General features: G+C 69.0%; 18 protein-coding genes. 4 read left to right on the top strand and 14 right to left on the bottom strand.

What is annotated here, in order from left to right:
* Positions 1 to 86: 86 nt before the first annotated feature.
* From OC372_RS10220 to OC372_RS10235, 4 genes are all read right to left on the bottom strand, one after another.
* Positions 87 to 1,463, bottom strand: a complete 1,377-nt coding sequence (locus OC372_RS10220) for an aldehyde dehydrogenase family protein (RefSeq protein ID WP_262001832.1) — start codon at positions 1,461 to 1,463, stop codon at positions 87 to 89.
* Positions 1,464 to 1,518: 55 nt separating this feature from the next.
* Positions 1,519 to 2,433, bottom strand: coding sequence for a carbohydrate ABC transporter permease (locus OC372_RS10225; protein WP_262001834.1), 915 nt, complete (start codon positions 2,431 to 2,433; stop codon positions 1,519 to 1,521).
* Positions 2,434 to 2,442: 9 nt separating this feature from the next.
* Complete coding sequence (locus OC372_RS10230) at positions 2,443 to 3,327, bottom strand: carbohydrate ABC transporter permease (protein ID WP_262001835.1); 885 nt, start codon at positions 3,325 to 3,327, stop codon at positions 2,443 to 2,445.
* Positions 3,328 to 3,391: 64 nt separating this feature from the next.
* The gene (locus OC372_RS10235) at positions 3,392 to 4,666 is read right to left on the bottom strand and encodes an ABC transporter substrate-binding protein (protein ID WP_262001837.1); all 1,275 of its coding nucleotides are present in this window, start codon (positions 4,664 to 4,666) and stop codon (positions 3,392 to 3,394) included.
* A 208-nt stretch (positions 4,667 to 4,874) separates the two neighbouring features.
* On the opposite strand from OC372_RS10235, the gene OC372_RS10240 reads away from it, so the two are divergent.
* From OC372_RS10240 to OC372_RS10255, 4 genes are all read left to right on the top strand, one after another.
* Entirely contained in the window at positions 4,875 to 5,912 is a 1,038-nt protein-coding gene (locus OC372_RS10240; protein WP_262001839.1) for a Gfo/Idh/MocA family protein, read from the top strand.
* A gap of 70 nt (positions 5,913 to 5,982) precedes the next feature.
* Positions 5,983 to 7,929, top strand: a complete 1,947-nt coding sequence (locus tag OC372_RS10245) for a primary-amine oxidase (protein WP_262001841.1) — start codon at positions 5,983 to 5,985, stop codon at positions 7,927 to 7,929.
* Positions 7,930 to 7,951: 22 nt separating this feature from the next.
* A complete protein-coding gene (locus tag OC372_RS10250; protein ID WP_262001843.1) occupies positions 7,952 to 8,968 on the top strand; it encodes an SIS domain-containing protein in 1,017 nt (338 codons plus the stop codon).
* The gene (locus tag OC372_RS10255; protein WP_262001845.1) at positions 8,965 to 9,885 is read left to right on the top strand and encodes an N-acetylglucosamine kinase; all 921 of its coding nucleotides are present in this window, start codon (positions 8,965 to 8,967) and stop codon (positions 9,883 to 9,885) included. The genes OC372_RS10250 and OC372_RS10255 overlap by 4 nt, the downstream gene beginning before the upstream one ends.
* A 72-nt stretch (positions 9,886 to 9,957) precedes the next feature.
* Here the strand turns inward: OC372_RS10255 and OC372_RS10260 are convergent, their stop codons facing one another.
* The 10 genes from OC372_RS10260 to OC372_RS10305 all read right to left on the bottom strand — a co-directional run bounded on the left by OC372_RS10260 (position 9,958) and on the right by OC372_RS10305 (position 20,721).
* Positions 9,958 to 10,725 carry a GntR family transcriptional regulator gene (locus tag OC372_RS10260; RefSeq protein WP_262001847.1) on the bottom strand — a complete coding sequence of 256 codons (768 nt, stop codon included), beginning with the start codon at positions 10,723 to 10,725 and terminating at the stop codon, positions 9,958 to 9,960.
* Between the two features lie 95 nt (positions 10,726 to 10,820).
* Entirely contained in the window at positions 10,821 to 11,924 is a 1,104-nt protein-coding gene (locus OC372_RS10265; protein WP_262001848.1) for a Gfo/Idh/MocA family protein, read from the bottom strand.
* The gene (locus OC372_RS10270) at positions 11,921 to 12,691 is read right to left on the bottom strand and encodes a sugar phosphate isomerase/epimerase family protein (protein WP_262001851.1); all 771 of its coding nucleotides are present in this window, start codon (positions 12,689 to 12,691) and stop codon (positions 11,921 to 11,923) included. Before OC372_RS10270 ends, OC372_RS10265 begins: the two co-directional genes overlap by 4 nt.
* Position 12,692: 1 nt before the next feature.
* A complete protein-coding gene (locus OC372_RS10275) occupies positions 12,693 to 13,676 on the bottom strand; it encodes an NAD-dependent epimerase/dehydratase family protein (protein ID WP_262001853.1) in 984 nt (327 codons plus the stop codon).
* Positions 13,673 to 14,437 (bottom strand): sugar phosphate isomerase/epimerase family protein, encoded by a 765-nt coding sequence (locus OC372_RS10280; RefSeq protein ID WP_262001855.1) that lies wholly within the window; start codon positions 14,435 to 14,437, stop codon positions 13,673 to 13,675. Before OC372_RS10280 ends, OC372_RS10275 begins: the two co-directional genes overlap by 4 nt.
* Positions 14,434 to 15,087 (bottom strand): ThuA domain-containing protein, encoded by a 654-nt coding sequence (locus tag OC372_RS10285; RefSeq protein WP_262001856.1) that lies wholly within the window; start codon positions 15,085 to 15,087, stop codon positions 14,434 to 14,436. The genes OC372_RS10280 and OC372_RS10285 overlap by 4 nt, the downstream gene beginning before the upstream one ends.
* Positions 15,088 to 15,184: 97 nt before the next feature.
* Positions 15,185 to 16,828: an ABC transporter substrate-binding protein gene (locus tag OC372_RS10290; RefSeq protein WP_262001858.1), complete on the bottom strand. Its 1,644-nt coding sequence runs from the start codon at positions 16,826 to 16,828 to the stop codon at positions 15,185 to 15,187.
* 64 nt (positions 16,829 to 16,892) lie between these two features.
* On the bottom strand, positions 16,893 to 17,852 hold the full coding sequence (locus tag OC372_RS10295) for an ABC transporter ATP-binding protein (protein ID WP_262001860.1): 960 nt from the start codon (positions 17,850 to 17,852) through the stop codon (positions 16,893 to 16,895).
* Positions 17,849 to 19,741 (bottom strand): dipeptide/oligopeptide/nickel ABC transporter permease/ATP-binding protein, encoded by a 1,893-nt coding sequence (locus OC372_RS10300; protein ID WP_262001862.1) that lies wholly within the window; start codon positions 19,739 to 19,741, stop codon positions 17,849 to 17,851. The genes OC372_RS10295 and OC372_RS10300 overlap by 4 nt, the downstream gene beginning before the upstream one ends.
* The gene (locus OC372_RS10305) at positions 19,738 to 20,721 is read right to left on the bottom strand and encodes an ABC transporter permease (RefSeq protein ID WP_262001864.1); all 984 of its coding nucleotides are present in this window, start codon (positions 20,719 to 20,721) and stop codon (positions 19,738 to 19,740) included. Before OC372_RS10305 ends, OC372_RS10300 begins: the two co-directional genes overlap by 4 nt.
* Position 20,722: the final 1 nt, after the last annotated feature.

A 20,722-nucleotide genomic window follows, 5' to 3' on the forward strand; every position in this document is an offset into this window, starting at 1 on the left:
GAGCATCGCCGACACCGAGCCCACGTGGGCCACACGCCCGGACCGGGCCTCTCGGCCGATTGCCGCGGACACTGCCGCCCGGCGAGTCAGGCTGTCCACACCGTCTTCGCGTTCACGAACTCGCGGATGCCGAACGAGCCCAGCTCGCGCCCGTACCCGGAGTCCTTCACGCCGCCGAACGGCAGTCCGAAGAAGGACGCCGAGTTGCCGTTCGCGAACACGCTCCCGAACTCCAGCTCGGCCTGCAGGCGGGCGATCTCGTCGGGATCGGCCGACCACACGCCGGCCGCGAGCCCGAAGTCGGAGTCGTTCGCCGCGGCGATCGCCTCGTCGATCGACCCCACCTCATACACGCAGGCCACCGGGCCGAAGCACTCCTCACTGAAGATGCGCATCTCGGGAGTGACCTCGGTCAGCACGGTCGCCGGGTAGAACCACCCCGGCCCTTCGGGGAGCTCGCCGCCGAGGCGGACCGTGACCCCCTTCGCGACCGCATCCTCCACCAGCTCGTGCGCGTCCGCGCGCACCTGTGCCGTCGCCATCGGCCCGAATCCGGTGCCCTCGGCGCGCGGGTCGCCGGCGGTGATCTTCGCCATCTCGGCCACGAATGCCTCGACCCATTCGGTGTAGACGTCGGCGTGCACGAAGAACCGCTTGGCGCAGATGCACGACTGCCCGCTGTTCTGCGTGCGCGATGCCGCCGCGAACTGCGCCGAGCGCGCAATGTCGGCGGAGGGCATCACCACGAACGCGTCGGTGCCGCCGAGCTCCAGGACGCTCTTCTTGATGTTGCGTCCGGCGGCGGCGGCGACCGCGGCCCCCGCGCCTACCGAGCCGGTCAGCGTGACCGCGCGGATGCGACGGTCGTCGAGCAGAGCCGAGGCCGCGGCGCCCTCGATCAGCAGGGTCTGGAACGCGCCCTCCGGGAAGCCCGCGCGCTGGAACAGCTCTCCCAGGTACAGCGCCGTCTGCGGCACGCTCGACGCGTGCTTGAGCAGCCCCGTGTTGCCGGCCATGAGCGCCGGGGCGGCGAAGCGGATGACCTGCCAGAACGGGTAGTTCCACGGCATGACGGCCAGGACCGTGCCCAGCGGCTGGAACACGACGCTCGCGGCCGATGCTCCGACCGAGGCCGCCGCCACCGGCTCCTCTGCCGCGAGATACTCCGCGGCATGGTCGGCGTACCAGCGCATGCCGTTGGCCGACTTCGTCACCTCGTACTTCGCGGTGCCGATGGTCTTTCCCATCTCGAGCACCGCCAGGCCGGCCGCGTGCTCCAGGTCGGCGTCGAGCAAATCGGCGGCCCGCCGCATCCACTCCGCCCGCTGCGCGAAGGTCGTCTGCGCCATCGTCGCGTTCGCGGCCTCCGCCGCCGCCAGGATGCGCTCCACCTCATCGGCGGTGTGGGCGGTGAACTCCTGCACCAGCTCACCCGTGGTCGGATCGATCGTCGCAATGGTCATGAGCACTCCCTGTGTCTCGTGTCGGTGGTGGTGGTGGTCGTCGGGTCGGTCGCGGTCACTTGCCGTAGCCCTTGGTGAGCCCGGCGATGTACTGCCGGGAGAAGACGGCGAACAGGATGACGAGCGGCACGGCGCCGAGCGTGAGCGAGGCGAGCAGGGCCGGGTAGTCGTTCTGGAACTGCCCGACGAACTGCTGCACGCCCAGAGTCACGGTCTGGTTCTGCTTGCTCGGGGCGAGGATGAGCGGGAACCACAGGTCGTTCCACACCGGCAGCATCGTGATCGACGCGACGGCCGCGATCCCGACCCGCACGATCGGCAGGGTGATCCCGAGCGTGCGCCACTCCCCTGCCCCGTCGATGCGCGCGGCCTCCTTGAGCTCGTTCGGGACGGCCCGGAAGTACGTGGTCATCAGGGCGATCGCGAGCGGCAGCTGCATCGCGGTGTACACGAGGATGAGCGCGGTGAGGGTGTCCATCAGTCCCCACGACGTCATGATCTTGATCAGCGGCACGGTGCCGAGGCGGATCGGAAGCATGATGCCGACCACGAAGAACCCGGCGAGCACCGGCGTGACCGGCACCTTGTACTCCACGAGCGCCCACGCGGCGAGCGTGCCGAGCACGATCGTGAGCACGATGGTGGCGAGGGTGACGATGAGGCTGTTCTGGTAGTTGAGCAGGAAGTTCCCACGGGTGAACACGTTGATGTAGCCCTGCAGGTTGAACGTCTCCGCGTCCGGAAGCGCGAACGGGGCGCCGAAGATACCCTGCGTCGTCTTGAACGAGTTCATCAGCACGATGAGGATCGGGACGACGGAGAAGAGCCCCATGACGATCAGCAGCAGATGCACGCCGCTTCCGGCGAAGACGTCGGCCGCGCGGCGGGGACGACGGCGCCTCGGCGCCGCGGGCTCGGGGCGGGGGCGGCTGCTCGGGGCGGCCGCTGCGGGTCGGGTGTCGATGGCCATCGGGGGCTCCTAGAGCTCGTAGGTCTTCAGTCGGCGCTGCACGAGCCAGAAGTAGGCGGCGGTGGTCGCGAGGATGAGGAGGAAGATCACCGATGCGACGGTCGCGCCGAGGTCGAGGTCGGCGACCTGGCCGCTGGAGCCGAAGAACGATCGGTAGAAGAAGGTTCCGAGGATGTCGGTCGAGTAGTTCGGGCCGGGAGCCGAGCCGTTCAGGGCGTAGACGATGTCGAACCCGTTGAACGTCCAGATGTACGTGAGGATCACGATCAGTCCGAACTGCGGCGCGATGAGGGGGAACTTGATCCGCCAGAAGGCCGTCCAGGAACCGGCGCCGTCGATGCGGGAGGCCTCGATCACGTCGTCCGGGATCGCGAGGAGCGCGGTGTAGAGGAAGATCATGGGGATCCCGATGTACTGCCACACCGACATCAGCGAGATCGTCGGCAGCGCGGTCGCCTCGGTGCCCAGCAGCGGGAACTCGACCAGTCCCCACAGCGGGTTGATGATCAGGCGCCAGATGAAGCCCACGATCACGACCGACAGGGTCGCCGGGATGAACAGCAGCGTGCGGTAGGCCCCGACGGATCGGCGCAGTCGTCCCGAGGTCAGCAGGGCGGCCATGAGCAGGCCGATCGGCAGCTCCACCAGCAGGTGGATGAGGAAGAACTCGACGTTGTTGCCGAGCGCGTTCCAGAAGCGGGCGCTCGTGGTCGGATTCGTGAACAGGTCGACGTAGTTCGCGATACCGACGAAGGCGCTCTGCTGCCCGCTGGACTCGAAGAAGCTGAGCACCACCGAGCTGATCAGGGGGTACACCGAGAAGGCCACGTAGACCACGAGTGCGGGCAGCACGAACATCGCCAGCAGGCGATATCGAGCGGGTGTGCGGATCATGCCGGGGCTCCTGTGCGGATCGGATGCCGGAGGCGGAAGCATCGCTCCCGCCTCCGGCGGAGGGTCACGGTGCGGGCGTGTACCAGGAGTCGAGTCCGGCCTGGAGCTCGGCGGTCGCCTCCTCGGGCGAGAGTCCGCTGTTGTACATGAGCTGCGCGACGCGCCAGATCTCGTCGTCGAGCGGCGGCTGTCCCGCGCTGAGCCGATCCAGGGCCAGACGCGAGGTGAGCTCGGCGTCGACCTTGAGGTCGGCGAACTCCTGCGCGAGGGCGTTCTCGTACTTCACGGGCTCGGTGCCCATGGAGAAGAAGCCGGGGAGCTTGTTCACGTACAGCTGCTGGAACTCGCTCGTGCCCAGCCACTCCAGGAACGCGGTCGCCGCCTCCTTCTCCTTGCTCGCGGCGTTCAGGCCGAAGGCCATGTCGGCCATCTCCTGCTGGTAGCGCTGGTCACCCTCGGCGGCGGGCGGGGCACCGAAGACGCCCACGTCGAGACCGGTCGAGGTGACCTGCGAGATCTGCCACGATCCGTCCGGCAGGATCGCGGCCTTGCCGAGCGTGAACAGCTGCGTCATGTCCTCGTAGGAGATCGACTCGTACCCCTTGGGCAAGTAGTCCTTGAAGGAGTCGAAGACCCGGAAGCCCTCCACGAAGTCGGGGTCGGTGAGCTTCTTCGAGCCGTCGATGAGTCCGAGCCGCCCCTCCTCGCCCTTCCAGGCGTTGGGTCCGACCTGGTAGAGCATGTTGTAGGCCAGCTGCCAGCCGTCGGCGCTGCCGAGGGCGAGCGGGGCGTACTGCCCGTCCGCCTTGATCGCGTCGAGCACCTCGAGGAACTCGTCCTGCGTCTGCGGCACCTCCAGGGCCAGCTCGTCGAAGATCGCGGTGTTGTAGTAGAACCCGGCGAGCACGGACGCGACGGGCACGCAGTACGGGGTGCCGTCGTCGCCCTCCCAGGCGGAGAGCGCGGACTCGGGGAACGACCCGATCGCGTCGAGTCCGTCGAGCGGCTCGAAGTATCCCTTGTCGATCCACGACCGGTTCACGTCGAACGGACGGCACATGATCACGTCGGGACCGGTGCCGCCGTCGATCTGCGACTGGATCGCGGCGTTGTAATCGTTGGTGTCGATCGGTGCGTACTCGACCTTGATGCCGGGGTGGTCGGCCTCGAACGCGGGGATGATGTCGTTCTCCCACATCGTGGCGTCCTCGGTGCGCCAGGTGCCGAGCGTGAGGGTGACGGAATCGGGGTCGTCGCCACCGCCGGACGCGCATCCGGCGAGGCCGAGGGCGAGGGCGGTGACGGCGAGGGCGGCGAGTGGTGCTCTGGCGGAACGCATCATGACCTTCTCTCTGAGAGGACGCGCGGTCTCGGGGGACCTGCCACACCATTGCGGCGGTGCGCGGTGCAGGTCAGCATATATAGGTCTCAATGCGGTAGCAAGAGGTATCTACCATTCCCCGCCATTGTTCTTACTGTGGTCCATCTGATAGACATTCATAAGACAAGTGGTATCTTGTGGATAACAACCTCTGAAGGAGGCTCCAGTGATTCGTGTCGGCATCCTCGGCTCCGGGTTCATCGCAGACTCGTACGCCGATTCCCTGCTGGATGTGCGCGATGGTGTGCTGGCGGCGAACTTCTCCCGCGATGCCGAACGCGCCGCGGAGTTCGCCGCCCGCTGGAACAGCCCGCGCAGCTACACCGACATCGCCGACCTGTGCGCCGACCCCGACATCGACGTCGTGGTCGTGGCCCTGCCCAACGAGGCTCACGTCGACGCCGTGCGCATCGCCGCCGCCGCGGGCAAGGGCATCATCTGCACCAAGCCGCTCGCCCGCACCGGCGCCGAGGCCGCCGAGATCCTGCGTATCGTCGAGGAAGCCGGCGTCTGGCACGGCTACGCCGAGAGCTCCGTGTTCTCGCCCAACGTGGCGAAGGCGCACGAGATGGCGCAGGCCGGCGGCATCGGCACCCTGCTCACGATGCGCGCCCGCGAGGCGCACTCCGGCCCGCATGCCCCGCACTTCTGGGATGCGGAGACCGCGGGCGGCGGCGCCCTGCTCGACATGGGCTGCCACACCGTCGAGTCGGCCCGGCACTTCTTCGGCAAGGACAACCCCGTCACCGAGGCCTTCGCCTGGGGATCGACGCTGGTCCACTCCGACAAGACCACCGGCGAGGACACCGCGGTCGCCCTCCTCAAGTTCGCGGGTGGCCAGCTCGCCATCATCGAGTCCTCGTGGGCCGAGAAGGGCGGGATGCAGCTGCGACACGAGTTCAGCGGCGCCGACGGCCGCCTCGTCACCGACACCTCCGTGACCCCGGTGTGGGGCTTCCTCGGCAACCCGACCGGCTACCTCGTCGAGAAGGCGGACGCCGAGACCGGCTGGGTGCACCCGGTGCCGGAGGAGACGCGCGCCTACGGCTTCTCGCAGCAGATGCGCCACTTCATCGACCACTACGCGGCGGGCACCACGCCGATGGAGACGTTCGAGGACGGCTGGGTCGTCAACTGCATCCTCGACGCCTGCTACCGCGCCATGCGCTCGGGCACGTGGGAGCCGGTGCGCCTCGAACGGTGAGCACCGACAGAGGGCACGAGGACGCGCCCTCCTTCCCGCGGCCTTCGCACAGACAAGGAGAGACCTGAGAATGACGAACACACTGCCGGCCGGCGCGAACGCGCTGCTCGCAACGCTGACCGCGGCCGAGATCATCGCGAACCGCGCGGTCCTCGAGGCCGCCGGCATCGCGACCCCGGCGACGCACTATTCCTACGTGGGGCTGACCGCCCCGGACAAGCGACGCCTGTTCGCGGGCGAGAACCTCCCCCGTCTGGTGCGCAGCTTCCTCATCGACATGACCACCGGGCTCTCGCACGACGTCGTGGTCGATCCGGCCGTCGGCGCCGTCGTCTCCTCCCGGGAGCTCGACCCCGCCGTCGACGGCGCCGTGCCCGTGGTGCTCCGCGAGTTCGGCTACGTCGAGGAGGTTGTGCACCAAGACGAGCGCTGGATCGCCGCGATGGCGAAGCGCGGGCTGACCGACCTCTCGCAGCTGCGCGTGAACCCGCTGTCCGCCGGCGTGCTCGCCGACGACGAGAGCGGTCGCCGCATCCAGCGCTGCTTCACGTTCGTGCAGCGCACCCCCGAGGACCTGGGTTGGGCCCACCCGGTCGACGGCGTGACCGTGATGGTCGACGTCGTCACGGGCGAGGTGCTCGACGTGATCGACCACATCGACCTCCCGGTCCCGCAGGAGGACGGCAACTACCACCTGTCCTCGTGGCGCGGACCCGACCGCCAGGGTCTCAAGCCCATCGAGATCACCCAGCCCGAAGGCCCCAGCTTCACGATCGACGAGGACGGCGTGCTCGACTGGGCCGGCTGGCGCCTGCAGGTCGGCTTCGACCAGCGCGAAGGCCTCGTGTTGCACGACGTCTCGATCGCGGACGGCGACGTGCAGCGCTCCGTGCTGTACCGCGCGTCGATCGCCGAGATGGTCGTCCCCTACGGCGACCCGAGCCCGCAGCGCTGGTTCCAGAACTTCTTCGACGGCGGCGAGTACCTCTTCGGCGGCTTCGCGAACTCGCTGGAACTGGGCTGCGACTGCGTCGGCGACATCACCTACCTCGACGCCGTGGTGGCCGGCAATGACGGTGATGCCCGCGTGGTGCGCCAGGCCATCTGCATCCACGAGGAGGATGCGGGTGTGCTCTGGAAGCACTCCGACAACTGGAACGGCTCGTCCGAGACGCGACGCAACCGTCGCCTGGTCGTGAGCTTCTTCATGACGGTCGGCAACTACGACTACGGCTTCTACTGGTACTTCGGCCTCGACGGAACGATCGAGTTCGAGGTCAAGGCCACGGGCATCGTGTTCACCTCCGCCTACCCGGGCAAGGGCTACCCGTTCGCGACCCAGGTGGCGCCCGGGCTCGGCGCCCCGAACCACCAGCACCTTTTCAGCGCGCGACTCGACGTCGCGGTCGACGGGCTCTCCAACGGGGTCGACGAGGTGGAGGCGGTCGCCGTGCCGCGCGGACCACAGAACCCGCACGGCACCGGCTTCACGCAGCAGATCACACGGCTGCGCACCGAGTCCGAGGCTCAGCGCATCGCCGACAACCTCACCGGACGCGTGTGGTTCGTGGGCAACACCGAGGTGCAGAACCGGCTCGGCGAGCCCGTCGGCTGGGTGCTCTACCCCGAGGGGAAGCCGCTGCTGCTGGCCGACGCCGAGTCCGACATCCACAAGCGCGCCACGTTCACGACCAAGCACCTGTGGGTCACGGCCTACGAGCCGAGCGAGCAGTACCCGGCGGGCGATTTCGTCAACCTGCATCCGGGCGGAGCCGGCATCCCGCAGTGGGTCGAGGCCGATCGCCCCATCGACGGCACCGACATCGTGTTGTGGCACACCTTCGGCCTGACACACTTCCCACGCATCGAGGACTGGCCGATCATGCCCGTCGATACCGCCGGATTCGTGCTCAAGCCGCATGGGTTCTTCGGACGCAACCCCTCCCTCGACATCCCCGGCGCGGCCGACCACTGCGCGACCTCGCCGGGTCACCACGACCACCACGCCGGGCACTGACCGGACGACTACAAGGAACGACATGGACGGTTACATCAGCTACGCCGAGGCCACTGCCGGACAGGCCGACGCGCTCGCCGCGGCCATCCCGCGCATCGAGGCACAGGTGCTCGAGCTCGCCGCGAAGGGTGCCCTCGACGACACCGGGCCGCTCTTCCTCGGAATCGGGGCGAGCCTCGCGGCCGCAGCGCCCGCAGTGTGGCACCTGCGAAAGCGCGGCATCACCGCTTGGCGGCTGGATGCCGGCGACACCCCACTGCCTCTCGCGACCGGAGACCACCCGGTGGTCGGAGTATCGCAGAGCGGACGGAGCAGCGAGACGATCGCTGCTCTGAACACGATCCCGGCCGCCCTCCGCTGCGGAGTGGTGAACACGGTGCCCTCCCCGCTCTCGGATCTGGCGACGCATCTGGTCGGACTCGGCTCGATCCCGGATAGCTATGCGTCCACGATCGGCTACACCGCGACCGTCGTCGCGCTGAGCATGCTGTCCGAAGCCTGGGCGGGCGGTGCGGTCGACCCCGCCTGGCACGACTTCGCCGCGCTGTTCCGCGAGACTGAGACCATGCTCGCACCACAGATCGACCGCGCCGCGGCCCTGATCACGTCGGCCCCGAGCCTCGACTTCGTCGGAGGTGGCCCCTCCACCGGCTCAGCCGAGGCCGGAGCGCTGCTTTTCCGCGAGGTCGCACGCATCCCGGCGAGCGCCATGGGCACCCGACAGTACCTGCACGGTTCGATGGAGTCCGCCGGCGAGGGCGCCCACATCCTCTTCGGCGGTGAGCGAGAGCACGAGGTCGCTCGCACGCTCAGTGCGGCGGGGCACCGCGTCGTGCTCATCACCACGGATGACGCCGAGGGCGGCGACGAGCTCGAGGTGATCCGCCTGCCGCACAGCTCGTCCAATGCGCGAGCGGTGCTCGAGGCGCTGTTCCTGCAGGGCCTGGTCGCGGCGGTCGCACAGTCGCGAGGCGTGGAGATCGAGGAGTTCGTGTTCCACAACGATGACACGAAGGTCGACGCGGGAGCGGCTCAGTGACCTCAGCCGACGACGCCCCCGTCGGATGCGAGGAGCTCATCGTCGGAATGGATGTCGGCGGGACCAAGGCAGCTGTGCGCGCGACGACCCCCGACGGTGACCTGGTCGCCGATGTCGTCGTGAGCGCTGCAGAATGGGATGCCGAACCCGCGGATGCCGCAGCCGGCTGGCTCCTCGACGTGCTGAAGCGGGCACTGCCCGCCGGATCGGCGATCGGCGCACTGGCGATCGGCGCGCAGGGGCTGGACAACCTGCAGGTCGCGCACGACCTGGAGCGGGCGCTGCGACACCGCGGTCACGAGCGCGTGCATTGCGTCAACGATGCCGCCCTGCTCGTCCCGGCTGCGGGACTCGACGAAGGCATCGGGCTGATCGCGGGCACCGGCGCGATCGGCGTCGCCACGGATGCCGCGGGCTCGCCGCTCGTCACGGGCGGCTGGGGGTGGGTGATCGGCGACGAGGCGGGAGCTGCGGGCCTGGTGCGCGAAGCGACGAAGGCCGCCCTCCTCGCGCATGACGACGGCGAACCCGACGACGGACTCCTCGGCGCCCTGCTCTCCGAGTTCGATGTCGCGGATGCCGAGCGCCTGGCGCGCGCCGTCAACGACGATGCGACCATGGCCAACTGGGGCCCTCGCGCCCCTGCGGTGTTCCGCGCCTCCGACGCCGGCTCCGCTCTTGCCACCCGCGTCATCGACGACGGCGCCGACCACCTCGTGCGTCTGGTCTCTCAGCTGCGGCGCCGCGGCGCGGTCGGTGGGACTGTGATCGCCGCAGGGGGCGTCATCACCGCCCAGCCGCGTCTTGCCGAGTCGGTGCGCGCTCTGCTGGCGCAGCGGCATCCGGATCTCGACTTCGTGGTCCTCGACGAACAGCCCGTCGCCGGCGCCTGGTTCCTGGCGAATCGGCTCCCCTGATGCCTTTCGAATCGCGCGAAGGGTGCCGTCCGAGCTCTGGGTGCGACCACGTGCGCGATTCGAACCGCAGCTTCAGCGCGTCGGACCGGCCCCGCGGGTGAATACGGTGCGCAGGCGATAGCGCTCACCGACATAGCGGATCGTGGAGAGGGAGACGACGCGACCATCGGAGCCGTGCGCCGCCTGACGCATCACCAGCAGCGGGCTCCCCACGGCGACGCTGAGCGCCTCGGCCGACTGCGTGTCAGCCTCGCGCGCCTCGATCGTGCTGTCCGCGCGTTCGGGCCCGGAACCGGCCGCGTCGAGCAGGTCGTAGAGCGAGTCGACGGCGAAGTCGATCTTCGAGACGTCGGGCAGCAGCGCGGCGGGGACGACCGAGGCGTCCAGCGCGATGGGCACGCCGTCGAGCAGACGGATGCGGTCGAGCCGGAAGATCGGCGTGCCGGGAGCCACACCGATGGCCTCGGCTTCGTCGAGGCTCGCATGGCCGGTCTCCGCACGGAGGACGATCGACGTGGACTCCAGGCCCATCCTCCGTGCCGTCTCGCTGAAGGACTCCAGGCTGTTCGGCCACTCCTTCGCGACGGGAGCCGACGCTACGTACCAGCCGCGTCCGTGAGATGAGCTGAGCACGCCCTCGTCGACGAGCTGCAGCAGCGCCTTGCGCAGGGTCACCCGGCTGATGCCAAGCTGCGTGCACAGCTCGCGCTCCGGAGGCAGGCGCATGCCCTCGGTGAGACGGCCGGACGAGATCTCGACCTTGATCAGGTTGACGGCCTGGATCCACAACGGCTCCGGGTAGTCCGCACGAATCGGCGATTCACTGATGCTGCTCGTCATCCCTGCCCCCTCGGATGTGTGGCTTCCACTCTGCACGGTACACGGCGCCGATGCACCATACCAGTAACGACCATTCTAAGTCCTCAGCGTTACCGTCACTGCCAGGACCCGCCCGCACCCCACTGCGAGTCCAGCCGCGGCACGGGATCGAACGAGCTGGCCACGGCCACGGGAGCCGCGGCATCGACCGACTCCTCGATCGCGAGCATCGCGTCGAGCACGTGGAAGGCCAGCGCACCGCTCGCCCGCGGCTCGCGATCGGCACGGATCGCCGCGGCCATCTCGACCACCCCGATGCCGCGCTCGCGCTCCGCGCCCGAGGGCACGAGCTCCTCGGGTTCGGGCTGCGGCCGACCGGCCGGCACGAGCACGCTCGGACCGTCGAAGCCGCTCACCGGCACGGTGAGAGTGCCGCCGGAGCCGGTGACCTCGAACAGCTGGCGCCGCACGGGAGAGTCGAAGCTGTAGATCGATGTGCCCACCACCCCGGAGCGGAACCGGGTGAGCACGCTCACGTGGGTCCAGACCTCGACCGGGATGCGGTTGCCCGCCCGCTCGCCGTAGGGCACCGTGCGCACACCGAACGCGCGATGGCCCAGCGCCTGCACGGTGTCGATCGGGCCGAACAGCAGCGCGAGCGTCGTCAGGTAATACGGGCCGATGTCGAACAGCGGACCGGCGCCGCGGGCGAACAGGAATTCCGGGCGCGGATGCCAGGCGTCCGGCCCGGGGCCCTGCATGAGCGTGAGCACGGTCTGCGGGGTGCCGATGCGCCCCTCGGCGATCAGCTGCTGGGACTGCTGGATGCCGCGGCCGAGCACGGTGTCCGGCGCATTGCCGACGCGCACCCCGGCGGCTGTCGCGGCATCGAGCACCGCGCGGGCCGAAGCCCGATCGAGCGTGAGCGGCTTCTCGCCCCACACGTGCTTCCCCGCCGCGATGGCCCGCAGCGCGACCTGCGCGTGCACCGCCGGGATCGTCAGGTTGACCACGAGCTCGAGTCCGGGCAGGGCGAGCAGCTCCGCGGTGTCCCCCGAGAAGGGCACACCGTGCTTCCGCGCCTGCGCCGCCGCGCGCTCGCGGTCGAGGTCGGCGACCCCGATCACGTCGACGCCGGGTGCCGCGCGCAGCGTGGCGAGGTACTCGTCCGAGATGTTGCCCGCGCCGATGACTCCGACGCGCACCGGCTCGGGGGTCATGACAGGGCCTCCGCGAAGAACCGGGTGTTGCGCTCGACGGCGGGCAGCGGGTCGCCGCCCACCACGACCTCGACCACCACGAGGGCACCGATGTCCGCGGCGAGCGCGGTGACCTCGCGCATGCGTCCGACCACGGGGACGCCGAGCGTGGGCGGGTCGTCCGGCTCCGGCTCCTCGTCGTTCACGTGAACCGCGCGGATACGGTCGGCCAGGCGCGGCAGCAGCTCGAACACGTCCGCGCCGCCGACGCTCGCCCAGTAGGTGTCGACCTCCAGCACGACCCGCTCGTCGAGCAGCTCGACGAGCACCTCCCACGCCGGGCGGCCGTCGATGCGCGCCGAGAACTCGAAGTCGTGGTTGTGGTACCCGACGCGAAGTCCGTGTTCGGCGGCGCGCGCGGCGGCGAGGTTGATCCGCTCGGAGAGCGCGGTGACGCCGGCGCGGTCCGCGAACAGGGCGGGCTCCGCCCACGGCACGATCAGTGTCTCCACGCCCACTGTGCGCGCCGCGGCGATCGCCCGCTCGACGGAGGTGTCGAGCAGCTTGACGTGAGCGGTCGGCGCGGTGAGGCCCGCGGCGGCGAGCTCGCGCGCGAGCTGCTCCGGGTCGCTCAGGATGTCGTAGGGTTCCACCTGGGCATAGCCGAGTGCGGCGAGCGCGGCCAGGGTCGCCGCACGGCGGTCGCCGAGCCGGTCGCGAAGACTGTAGAGCTGGATCGACAGCGCGGACGCAGTGGCGATCGAGGGAGGGACGGTCGTATCGGTCATGTCATCCGTTCCGGATCAGGCGGTCGAACGCGGCGGAGAGCTCGTCGTCGAAGGCACGGCGCGCGGCGTCCTCCTCGTGCCACGCGACGATGCGGCGAGCGCCCTCCGCGAACGAGACCTTCGGGCGGTAGCCGGGCACGAGCCGCTGCAGCTTCGTCGTGTCGAACAGGATGGAGTGGCGGAAGTCCTCCTGCAGCACCTCGGCCCAGCCGGGTACCTCGCGGCCGATCGACTCGCTGGAGCGGTGCACCAGGAGCGGATCGCGCACTCCGGCGGCGGCAGCCAGGGTGGCGTGGATCTGGTCCCAGGTGAGGATGTCTCCGCTGACGAGGTTCACGCTCTCGCCGATCGCGTGCGTGTTCCCGAGCAGGGGCACGAGGGCGCGCGCGACGTCGCTCGAGTGCGTCAGGGTCCACAGCGAGGTGCCGTCGCCGTGCACCACAGTGGCATCGCCCCGACGCAGGCGCTCGATCGCGGTCCACGTGACCGGGAAGATCATGGTGGTCTCGTCGTACGTGTGCATCGGACGCACGATCGTGAGCGGAAGGCCGCGCTCCCGGTAGGCATCCTCCAGCACGAGCTCGGCGGCCAGCTTCTCCCGGGCGTACCCGAAGGCCGGATGGCGGCGCGGGCTCGACTCGGTGATGGGCAGCTGCGGCACCGGGCGGCCGAAAACGGAGCAGGTGCTGACGAACACGTACTGCCCCGTCCGCCCCGCGAAGCGCTCGACGTCGGGCAGCACGTCCTGCGGTCTGAAACCCACCCAGTTCACGACGACGTCGTACTCCGTGTCGCCCAGCGCGGTGTCGAGAGCCGCGCCGTCGCGGATGTCGGCGCGGATGCCGCGCACCTCCGCCGGCAGGGCCCGGCCGTGCTCACCCCGGGTGACGACGGTGAGGTCGATCCCGTGCTGCACGGCCTCGCGCGCGACCGCCGAGCCGATCATCCCGGCGCCGCCGAGGAACAGCACCCGCAGCGCGCTCATCGAGCGCCCGCCGTCACGCCGTGCCCGGTGAGGTACCGGTACGACTCGTCGAGGGCGTCGAACGGATCGATGTCGAGCTTCTCCAGCTCCACGATGTGCCATTCGAGCGTCGAGGGCTCCTGAAGGGCGCCGAGCACATCGACGGCCCCCCGTCCGATCGGCACGAGCGTGTCCTGCCCGTAGGTGAGGGCGGGGCCGTCCTTGACGTGCACGTAGCGCAGCCGTGGACCGATCGACCGCACGACCTCGGCGGGAGACGCCCCGCCCACTGCGGCCCAGTACAGGTCGAGCTCGACACGGGCATCGGGGTGCAGGCGCTCCAGCAGCAGGTCGTAGGCGCTCCGACCGTCGATCACGTTCCGGAACTCGGCGTGGTGGTTGTGATACGCCACGGTCATGCCGTGCGCCTTCGCGGCCTCCACACCGCCGTTGACCCGTTCGAGTCCGCGTTCGATCGCGTCGAGGTCATCGAACTCCTCGGCCTCCATGCTCCAGGCGAGGTTCGGGGTGCCGAGCTCGGCGTACTCGTCGAGTATGCGTGCGGCATCGGGGCCGAAGGGGAACGGCGCGTGCGCGCTGACGACGGTCAGTCCAGTGCGCTTCAGCATCTTATTCACGTCGGTGGCCGACCGGCCGTGCAGGCCGTAGGTCTCCACCCCCGTGTAGCCGAGGGCGGCGATGCGCTCCAGCACGCCCTCGAAGTCGTCGTCGAGCAGCGCGTCGACGGTGTAGAGCATGACGGCGGCGCCGGGGAGGCTCATGCGCGGCCGGCCCAGCGGATGGCCTGCGCGAGGAGCCGACGGAAGGGTGGTTCGCCCCACGCCCGCATGTCGTGGCCGAGCGCGAGGTAGACCACGCGCCCCTCGCCGACCTCGCGCACGTAGAGCACGGGGATGCGCACGCCGTCGTCGCGAGTGCGCTCCGCGAGGACCGCGTGGTCGTCATCAGCGAACGCGAACTCGTAGTACTCGTCGAAGAGCTCGAAGTCGTCGACACCCTCGGTGATAGGGTGCGCCGCGACGATCTGGATGTGGTGCCTGCCCTCGTGGTGTCCGGGGCCGTGCGAGAGGTAGTGATTGCCGAGGAGCGCGTGGAAGGCGCTGTCGACGCCCTCGGGGTCGCCCATCACGTTCGACATGTGCAGCGCGACGACGCCCTTGCCCGCGGTCACCGACGCTGCGAGCGCCGCCTGCTGCGCGGCCGGGAACGAAGCGCCGGAGTCGTAGAGCACGTAGACGTCGGCGTCCGCCGTCTCGGGGCGCGCGTCCACGAACCGCTGCATGCCGACGGCGGGCGATGTGGCGAACCCGGCGCTCGCCCCGATGCGGGTGAGCACGTCGGCGGCGCCGAGGAGGTCGTGGTGGGTGTCGTCGCCGCCGACGACGACGAGGGCGCGGGGGCTGGTGGACATGGGACGGGTCTCCTCAGGTGGTTCAGGTGGGGGCGCCTCCGGAGAGGCGCCCCCTGTGGTCACACGGCGGTCGCTCAGACGATGCCGCGTGCGGTCATCACTTGGGCTGCAGCTCCAGAGCGACGACCGGGTTGACGAAGGCACCCCAGTACGGGTCCTTCTCCTGGGGCCATCCGGTGGCCTTCTTCTCGCTCCACCCGGCGTACGCCTGGTAGTACGAGAGCACGACCCACGGCGTCTCCTCGATGAACTGCTCCTGCAGACCGGTGACGGCGGCGGTGCGCTCGTCATCGCTGGTCGCGGCGAAGTAGTCCGTGAAGTACTGCGCGATCTCCGGGTCCTCCGTGCGCTGGATGTTCTGGTACGTCGGGATGGCCTCGCCGATCGGCAGCGAGTACGCGGGGTTCATCCACGAGTCGTACAGGTTCACCGCGAGGAGCTGCGTGGCGATCGGGTAGCCGATCGTCGCCTGGAACTCGCCCTTGCTGGTGATGCCGTTGATCGCCTCGACCGCGACGCCGTTGACGTCGACCTTGAAGCCGGCCTCCTTGAGGTTGGACTGGATGATCTGCGCGGCCGCGACCTGCTCGGTGAACGCCTGCGGGATCGTGATCTGGAAGGCCAGCTGCTCGCCGTCGCGCTCGTAGTATCCGTCATCGCCCATCGTGAAGCCGAGGCCCTCGAGGATCTTCTTCGCACCGTCGACGTCGTATTCGTAGAGCTCGTCCTCGAGCCCGGGAGCGATGGAGTCCTCGAACACCGGGAGCGGCAGGCCGCCCTTCCACGTCGCCGCCGGGCGGTTGGCCACATCGGCGACCTGCTGGCGGTCGATCGCCAGGCTCGCGGCCTCGCGGATCTCGCGCTCGTTGAACGGGTAGCTCTGGTTGTTCGTGATGAGGCCGTCCGCGCCGACGACCGACCACAGGATGTGGAAGTCGTCGCTCTTGGAGAGGAAGGTCTCTTCGACGTTGGCCATGTAGCAGCTGCACCAGTCGACGTCGCCCTGCACCATGGCCTGCGAAACCGCGGTGTTGTCCTTGTACGGGACGAAGCGCAGGCCGTCGATCGCGGGCTTGCCCTTCTGCCAGTAGTCCGGGTTCTTGACGAGCGTGTAGCTCTCCGGCGTGAACGTGTCGAGCATGAACGCTCCGGTGCCGACCGGCTTCTCGTCGGCGTAACCGGCGACGTCGTCGATCTCGCCGTAGACGTGCTCCGGCACGATGCTGAGGTAGATGATCTTGTCGAAGAAGTTCGCCGACGGGGTCGCGAACGTCAGCACGACGGAGTGCTCGTCCGGTGCGGTGATGGTGTCGAACTGGATGCCGGTGAGGTTCAGCTCGGGGTGGTCCTTGATCAGCTGGTAGCTGTAGACGACGTCCTCGCTGGTGAAGTCTTCGCCGTCGGTCCAGGTCACGCCGTCGCGGAGCTGGAGGCTGAGCTCGGTACCCTCGGCGTTCCACTCCCATTCGGTCGCGAGCCAGGGCTTGAAGTCACCGGCCTTGGTGGTGTTGACCTGCACGAGCGGCTCATAGATCATGCCCTCGGAGCCGAGCTGATAGGCGGTGGTCGGGAGGTACGGGTTGAACACCTGCTGCACGGAGGCCGACGAGCGCCCGACCGTGAGGATCGAGTCGCCGCCCTCATTGCTGGATGCGCTCGGGCTGCAGGCCGCGAGGCCGGTGATCAGTGCTGCGACGGCCAAGGTGGCGATGGCCGCTCGTTTCGACGTGCGCATGGGCATGCCGACTTCCTTTCGTTGAGACTGCGTAGACACTTCGGGTCATGCGGAACTGCGGATGCGCTCGCTACGGCGAGCCGACGCCCTCCTTCCCCGGGATGCGGTTGTCGGCGAGAAGACGCGTGACGCTGTCGTCGTCGTCCCACTCGCGCGCCCAATGGACGCCGTCGACGCCGCGCGCTTCGGTCGGATCCGCTTCGCTCACCTGGACTTCGGGGTGGCGCAGGCGACGGTCGACGTCCACCTCGAACGGATCTGAGCGCGGATCGGGTGCCGCGCGTACGAGGAGCTGCGTGTAGGGGTGGATGGGGACGGCGATCACGGCGTCACTCGGTCCGCGCTCCACCACTCGACCGTTGCGCATCACGACGATCTGGCTCGAGAAGTGCCGAGCGGTCGCAAGGTCGTGCGTGATGTAGAGCACGGCGAGGTTGCGGTCGACCTTGAGCTGGTCGAGCAACTCGAGGATCTCCATGCGGATCGACACGTCGAGCATCGACACCGGTTCGTCCGCAATCAGCACCTCGGGGCGCGGGGCGAGGGCACGGGCGATCGCGACGCGCTGCCGCTGTCCGCCCGAGAGCTCGTGCGGGAACTTGTCGAGGTACTCCGCCGACAGGTTCACCGAATCCAGCAGGCGCTCCAGCTCCGCCTGCTCCTCCTTCGGTCCGCGTACGATGCGATGCACCCGCAGCGGGCGCCGCAGGTGGTGCCGTACGGTGCGCAGCGGGTTGAGCGAGGCGAACGGGTCCTGGAACACCATCTGCACCCGCGAGCGGTAGGGACGGATACCGTGCTGTCCGCGCGGCACCACCTCGTCGTCGAGCCGGAGCTCGCCCTCGCTGGGATCCGTGATGCGCAGGATCATCTTCGCCATGGTGGACTTGCCGCTGCCGGACTCGCCGACCAGCGCCACCGTCTCCCCCGGCCGCACCGTGAGCGAGACGCCGTCGACCGCGCGCAGCATGTCGCCGCGACGGCCCAGATGGTAGTCCTTGGTGAGCTTCACCGCATGCAGGGTGGTCATCGTGCTCCCACTTCCTCGGAGGCGGAGGCGGGCTCGCCGTCCTCCGCGACATAGCGTCCGCCGCCGGAGATCGGCGCGTCGCCGCGCAGACTCGGGAACGACTTCAGCAGGTGGCGGGTGTAGTCGTCCTGGGCGTGATCGAGCAGCGCGGCCGGGGTGTTCTCCTCGACCAGGCGCCCCTTGCGCATGACGCCGACGCGGTCGCTGATCTCGAGCAGCAGACCGAGGTCGTGCGTGATGAACAGCACCGCGAACCCGAAGTCGTGCCGTAGCCGGGCGATCTCGTCGATGATGCTGCGCTGCACGATCACGTCGAGCGCGGTGGTCGGCTCGTCCATGATGATGACGCGCGGCTTGAGCGAGAGCGCCATGGCGATCATGACGCGCTGGCGCATGCCGCCGCTCAGTTGGTGCGGGTAGCTGGCGAGGCGCAGGGGGTCGATGCCGACGGTGCGGAGCAGGTCGGCCGCGCGCCGCCGGCGCTCCTCCTTGCTGAGGCGCAGATCGTGGTCGATGAAGATGTCCTCGATCTGGTCGCCGATCGAGATGACCGGGTTCAGCGCGTTCATGGCGGACTGCAGCACCATCGCGACCTCGGACCAGCGGAACGCCTTCAGGTCGCGGTCGTCGAGCGCGAGCACATCGAGGTGCTCTCCGTCACGGCCCGTGTAGACGATCTCGCCGCTCGTGATCACGGCCGGCGGGCGCAGCAGACGCGTCACGGCGTACGCGAGCGTCGTCTTCCCCGAGCCGGACTCTCCGGCGAGACCGACGATCTCGCCGCGGTGCAGGGTGAGGCTGACGTCGTCGACCGCGCGGAACGCGCCGTTTTCGTGCGTCTGGTACTCGACCGTGAGGTTCGAGATCTGCAGCACGGTCTCCCCGGCCACGAAGTCGCCGGTGTCGTCGAGGTCGCGGCGGGGCCGACGCAGATTCAGCAGGGGCTGCCGTGGGCGCTTGAACTGCGTCTTCGTACCGGCTTTCGTCCCGAGCCCCGCTGCGCGCAGGCGCGGGTTCACGAACTCGTCGATGCCGAAGTTGACCAGGGCGAGGGCCGTGCCGACGAACGCGATCGCGAGCCCGGGCGGCACGAACCACCACCACGCTCCGTAGAGCAGCGCCGAGCTGTTCTGCGCCCAGTAGAGGATGCCGCCCCACGACCACTCCGTCACGTCGGTCATTCCGAGGAACGCGAGCCCGGCCTGGGTGAGGATGCCGCCGGTCACCGTCGCGAGGAACGACGAGGCGACGATCGCGAGCATGTTCGGGAGGATCTCGCTCCAGATGATCCGGAAGGTGCGGTCCCCCGCTACGCGCGCAGCCTCGACGAAGTCGCGGTTGCGCAAGGAGAGCGTCTGGGCGCGCAGCACGCGGGCGCCCCACGCCCAGCCGGTGATGGCGATCACGATGATGATGCCGACCGAGCCGGTGCTCGGCAGATAGCCGGCGAGGATCACCACGAGCGGGAGACCCGGGATGACGAGGAAGATGTTCGACAGCACGGACAGCAGTTCATCGCCGAGGCCGCCGACGTAACCCGCCGTGAGGCCGACGATGAGCGACAGCCCGGTGGCGAAGAACGCCGAGACCACACCGACGAACAGCGAGATCCTGGTGCCGTAGACCATCTGCGCGAACAGGTCCTGCCCGGTGTGCGTCGTGCCCAGCCAGTGCTCGGACGACGGCGGGAGCAGCACGTCGGTGCTCACGGCGCTCGGATCGGTCGTGAGCAGCATGGGCCCGAAGATGCCGACCAGCACGAACAGCAGGAACACCGTTCCGCCGACGACGATCTTGGCGGAGCGCAGGCCGCGCAGCCAGTCGAGGTTGCGGCCCTTCTTCGCCGGGGCCTTCGGTGCGGCGATGGTGGCGGTGAGCGGCGTCGTCATCGGCGGGCCTCCTGTCGGGTGCGTGGATCGAGGAGCACGTAGGCGAAGTCGGCGACGAGGTTCGCGACGAGCACCGTGATCGTGATCACGAGGAAGATGCCCTGCATCAGCGGGTAGTCCTGCTGCTGTACGGCCTGGAAGAGGGTGTACCCGAGGCCCGGGTAGTTGAAGACGACCTCGGTGACGATCGAGCCGCCGACCAGGAAGCCGAGCGACATGGCGAAGCTCGCGAGCGAGGGGAGCACCGCGTTGCGACCCGCGTAGGTCCGCATGACGCGGCTCGTCTTCAGCCCCTTGGCCTGGGCGAGCAGTACGTAGTCTTCGCTCAGGGTGGTGACCATCATGTTGCGCATGCCCAACAGCCAGCCGCCGATCGAAGACACGATGATCGTGATCGCCGGCAGCATGCCGTACGAGATCACGCTGCTGATGAACTCCAGGTTGAAGCCGGGCACGAGCCCGGGCTCATAGCCGCCGGACAGCGGGAACCAGTGCAGGTTCACGGCGAAGATGTAGACCATGATCAGCCCGAACCAGAAGTACGGGATCGACGAGATGAACGTCGTGGCGGGGACGAGCCCGTCCATCCACGACCCACGGCGCCAGCCGACGAGCATCCCGAGGCCCACGCCGATCACGAAGCTGAGCACCGTGCAGATGCCGATCAGCGACAGCGTCCACGGCAGCCCCTGCAGGATCATGGTCGATACCTGCGCGGGGTAGGCGCTGATCGACACCCCGAGGTTGCCCGTGAAGATGTTGCCCCAGTACTCCCAGTACTGGTTCCACACGTTGTCGTCGCCCTGACCGAACAGCTGCCTCAAGGCATAGACCGCGTCGGGACTCAGCTGTCCCTGGAATCTGGTCAGCATCCGTTCGATCGGGTCTCCCGGCATCATCCGGGGCAGGAAGAAGTTGATCGTGATCGCCGCGAACGCGGTGATCAGATAGAACAGTCCTCGCCGCAGGAGCACTCTCATG

Source organism: Microbacterium sp. Mcb102 (assembly GCF_024519805.1).
GTDB lineage: Bacteria > Actinomycetota > Actinomycetes > Actinomycetales > Microbacteriaceae > Microbacterium.

Coding starts and splice junctions, on each gene's coding strand:
- OC372_RS10220 (WP_262001832.1), bottom strand. CDS start 1,463: ATGACCATTGCGACGATCGATCCGACCACGGGTGAGCTGGTGCAGGAG.
- OC372_RS10225 (WP_262001834.1), bottom strand. CDS start 2,433: ATGGCCATCGACACCCGACCCGCAGCGGCCGCCCCGAGCAGCCGCCCC.
- OC372_RS10230 (WP_262001835.1), bottom strand. CDS start 3,327: ATGATCCGCACACCCGCTCGATATCGCCTGCTGGCGATGTTCGTGCTG.
- OC372_RS10235 (WP_262001837.1), bottom strand. CDS start 4,666: ATGCGTTCCGCCAGAGCACCACTCGCCGCCCTCGCCGTCACCGCCCTC.
- OC372_RS10245 (WP_262001841.1), top strand. CDS start 5,983: ATGACGAACACACTGCCGGCCGGCGCGAACGCGCTGCTCGCAACGCTG.
- OC372_RS10250 (WP_262001843.1), top strand. CDS start 7,952: ATGGACGGTTACATCAGCTACGCCGAGGCCACTGCCGGACAGGCCGAC.
- OC372_RS10260 (WP_262001847.1), bottom strand. CDS start 10,725: ATGACGAGCAGCATCAGTGAATCGCCGATTCGTGCGGACTACCCGGAG.
- OC372_RS10265 (WP_262001848.1), bottom strand. CDS start 11,924: ATGACCCCCGAGCCGGTGCGCGTCGGAGTCATCGGCGCGGGCAACATC.
- OC372_RS10270 (WP_262001851.1), bottom strand. CDS start 12,691: ATGACCGATACGACCGTCCCTCCCTCGATCGCCACTGCGTCCGCGCTG.
- OC372_RS10275 (WP_262001853.1), bottom strand. CDS start 13,676: ATGAGCGCGCTGCGGGTGCTGTTCCTCGGCGGCGCCGGGATGATCGGC.
- OC372_RS10280 (WP_262001855.1), bottom strand. CDS start 14,437: ATGAGCCTCCCCGGCGCCGCCGTCATGCTCTACACCGTCGACGCGCTG.
- OC372_RS10285 (WP_262001856.1), bottom strand. CDS start 15,087: ATGTCCACCAGCCCCCGCGCCCTCGTCGTCGTCGGCGGCGACGACACC.
- OC372_RS10290 (WP_262001858.1), bottom strand. CDS start 16,828: ATGCCCATGCGCACGTCGAAACGAGCGGCCATCGCCACCTTGGCCGTC.
- OC372_RS10295 (WP_262001860.1), bottom strand. CDS start 17,852: ATGACCACCCTGCATGCGGTGAAGCTCACCAAGGACTACCATCTGGGC.
- OC372_RS10300 (WP_262001862.1), bottom strand. CDS start 19,741: ATGACGACGCCGCTCACCGCCACCATCGCCGCACCGAAGGCCCCGGCG.
- OC372_RS10305 (WP_262001864.1), bottom strand. CDS start 20,721: ATGAGAGTGCTCCTGCGGCGAGGACTGTTCTATCTGATCACCGCGTTC.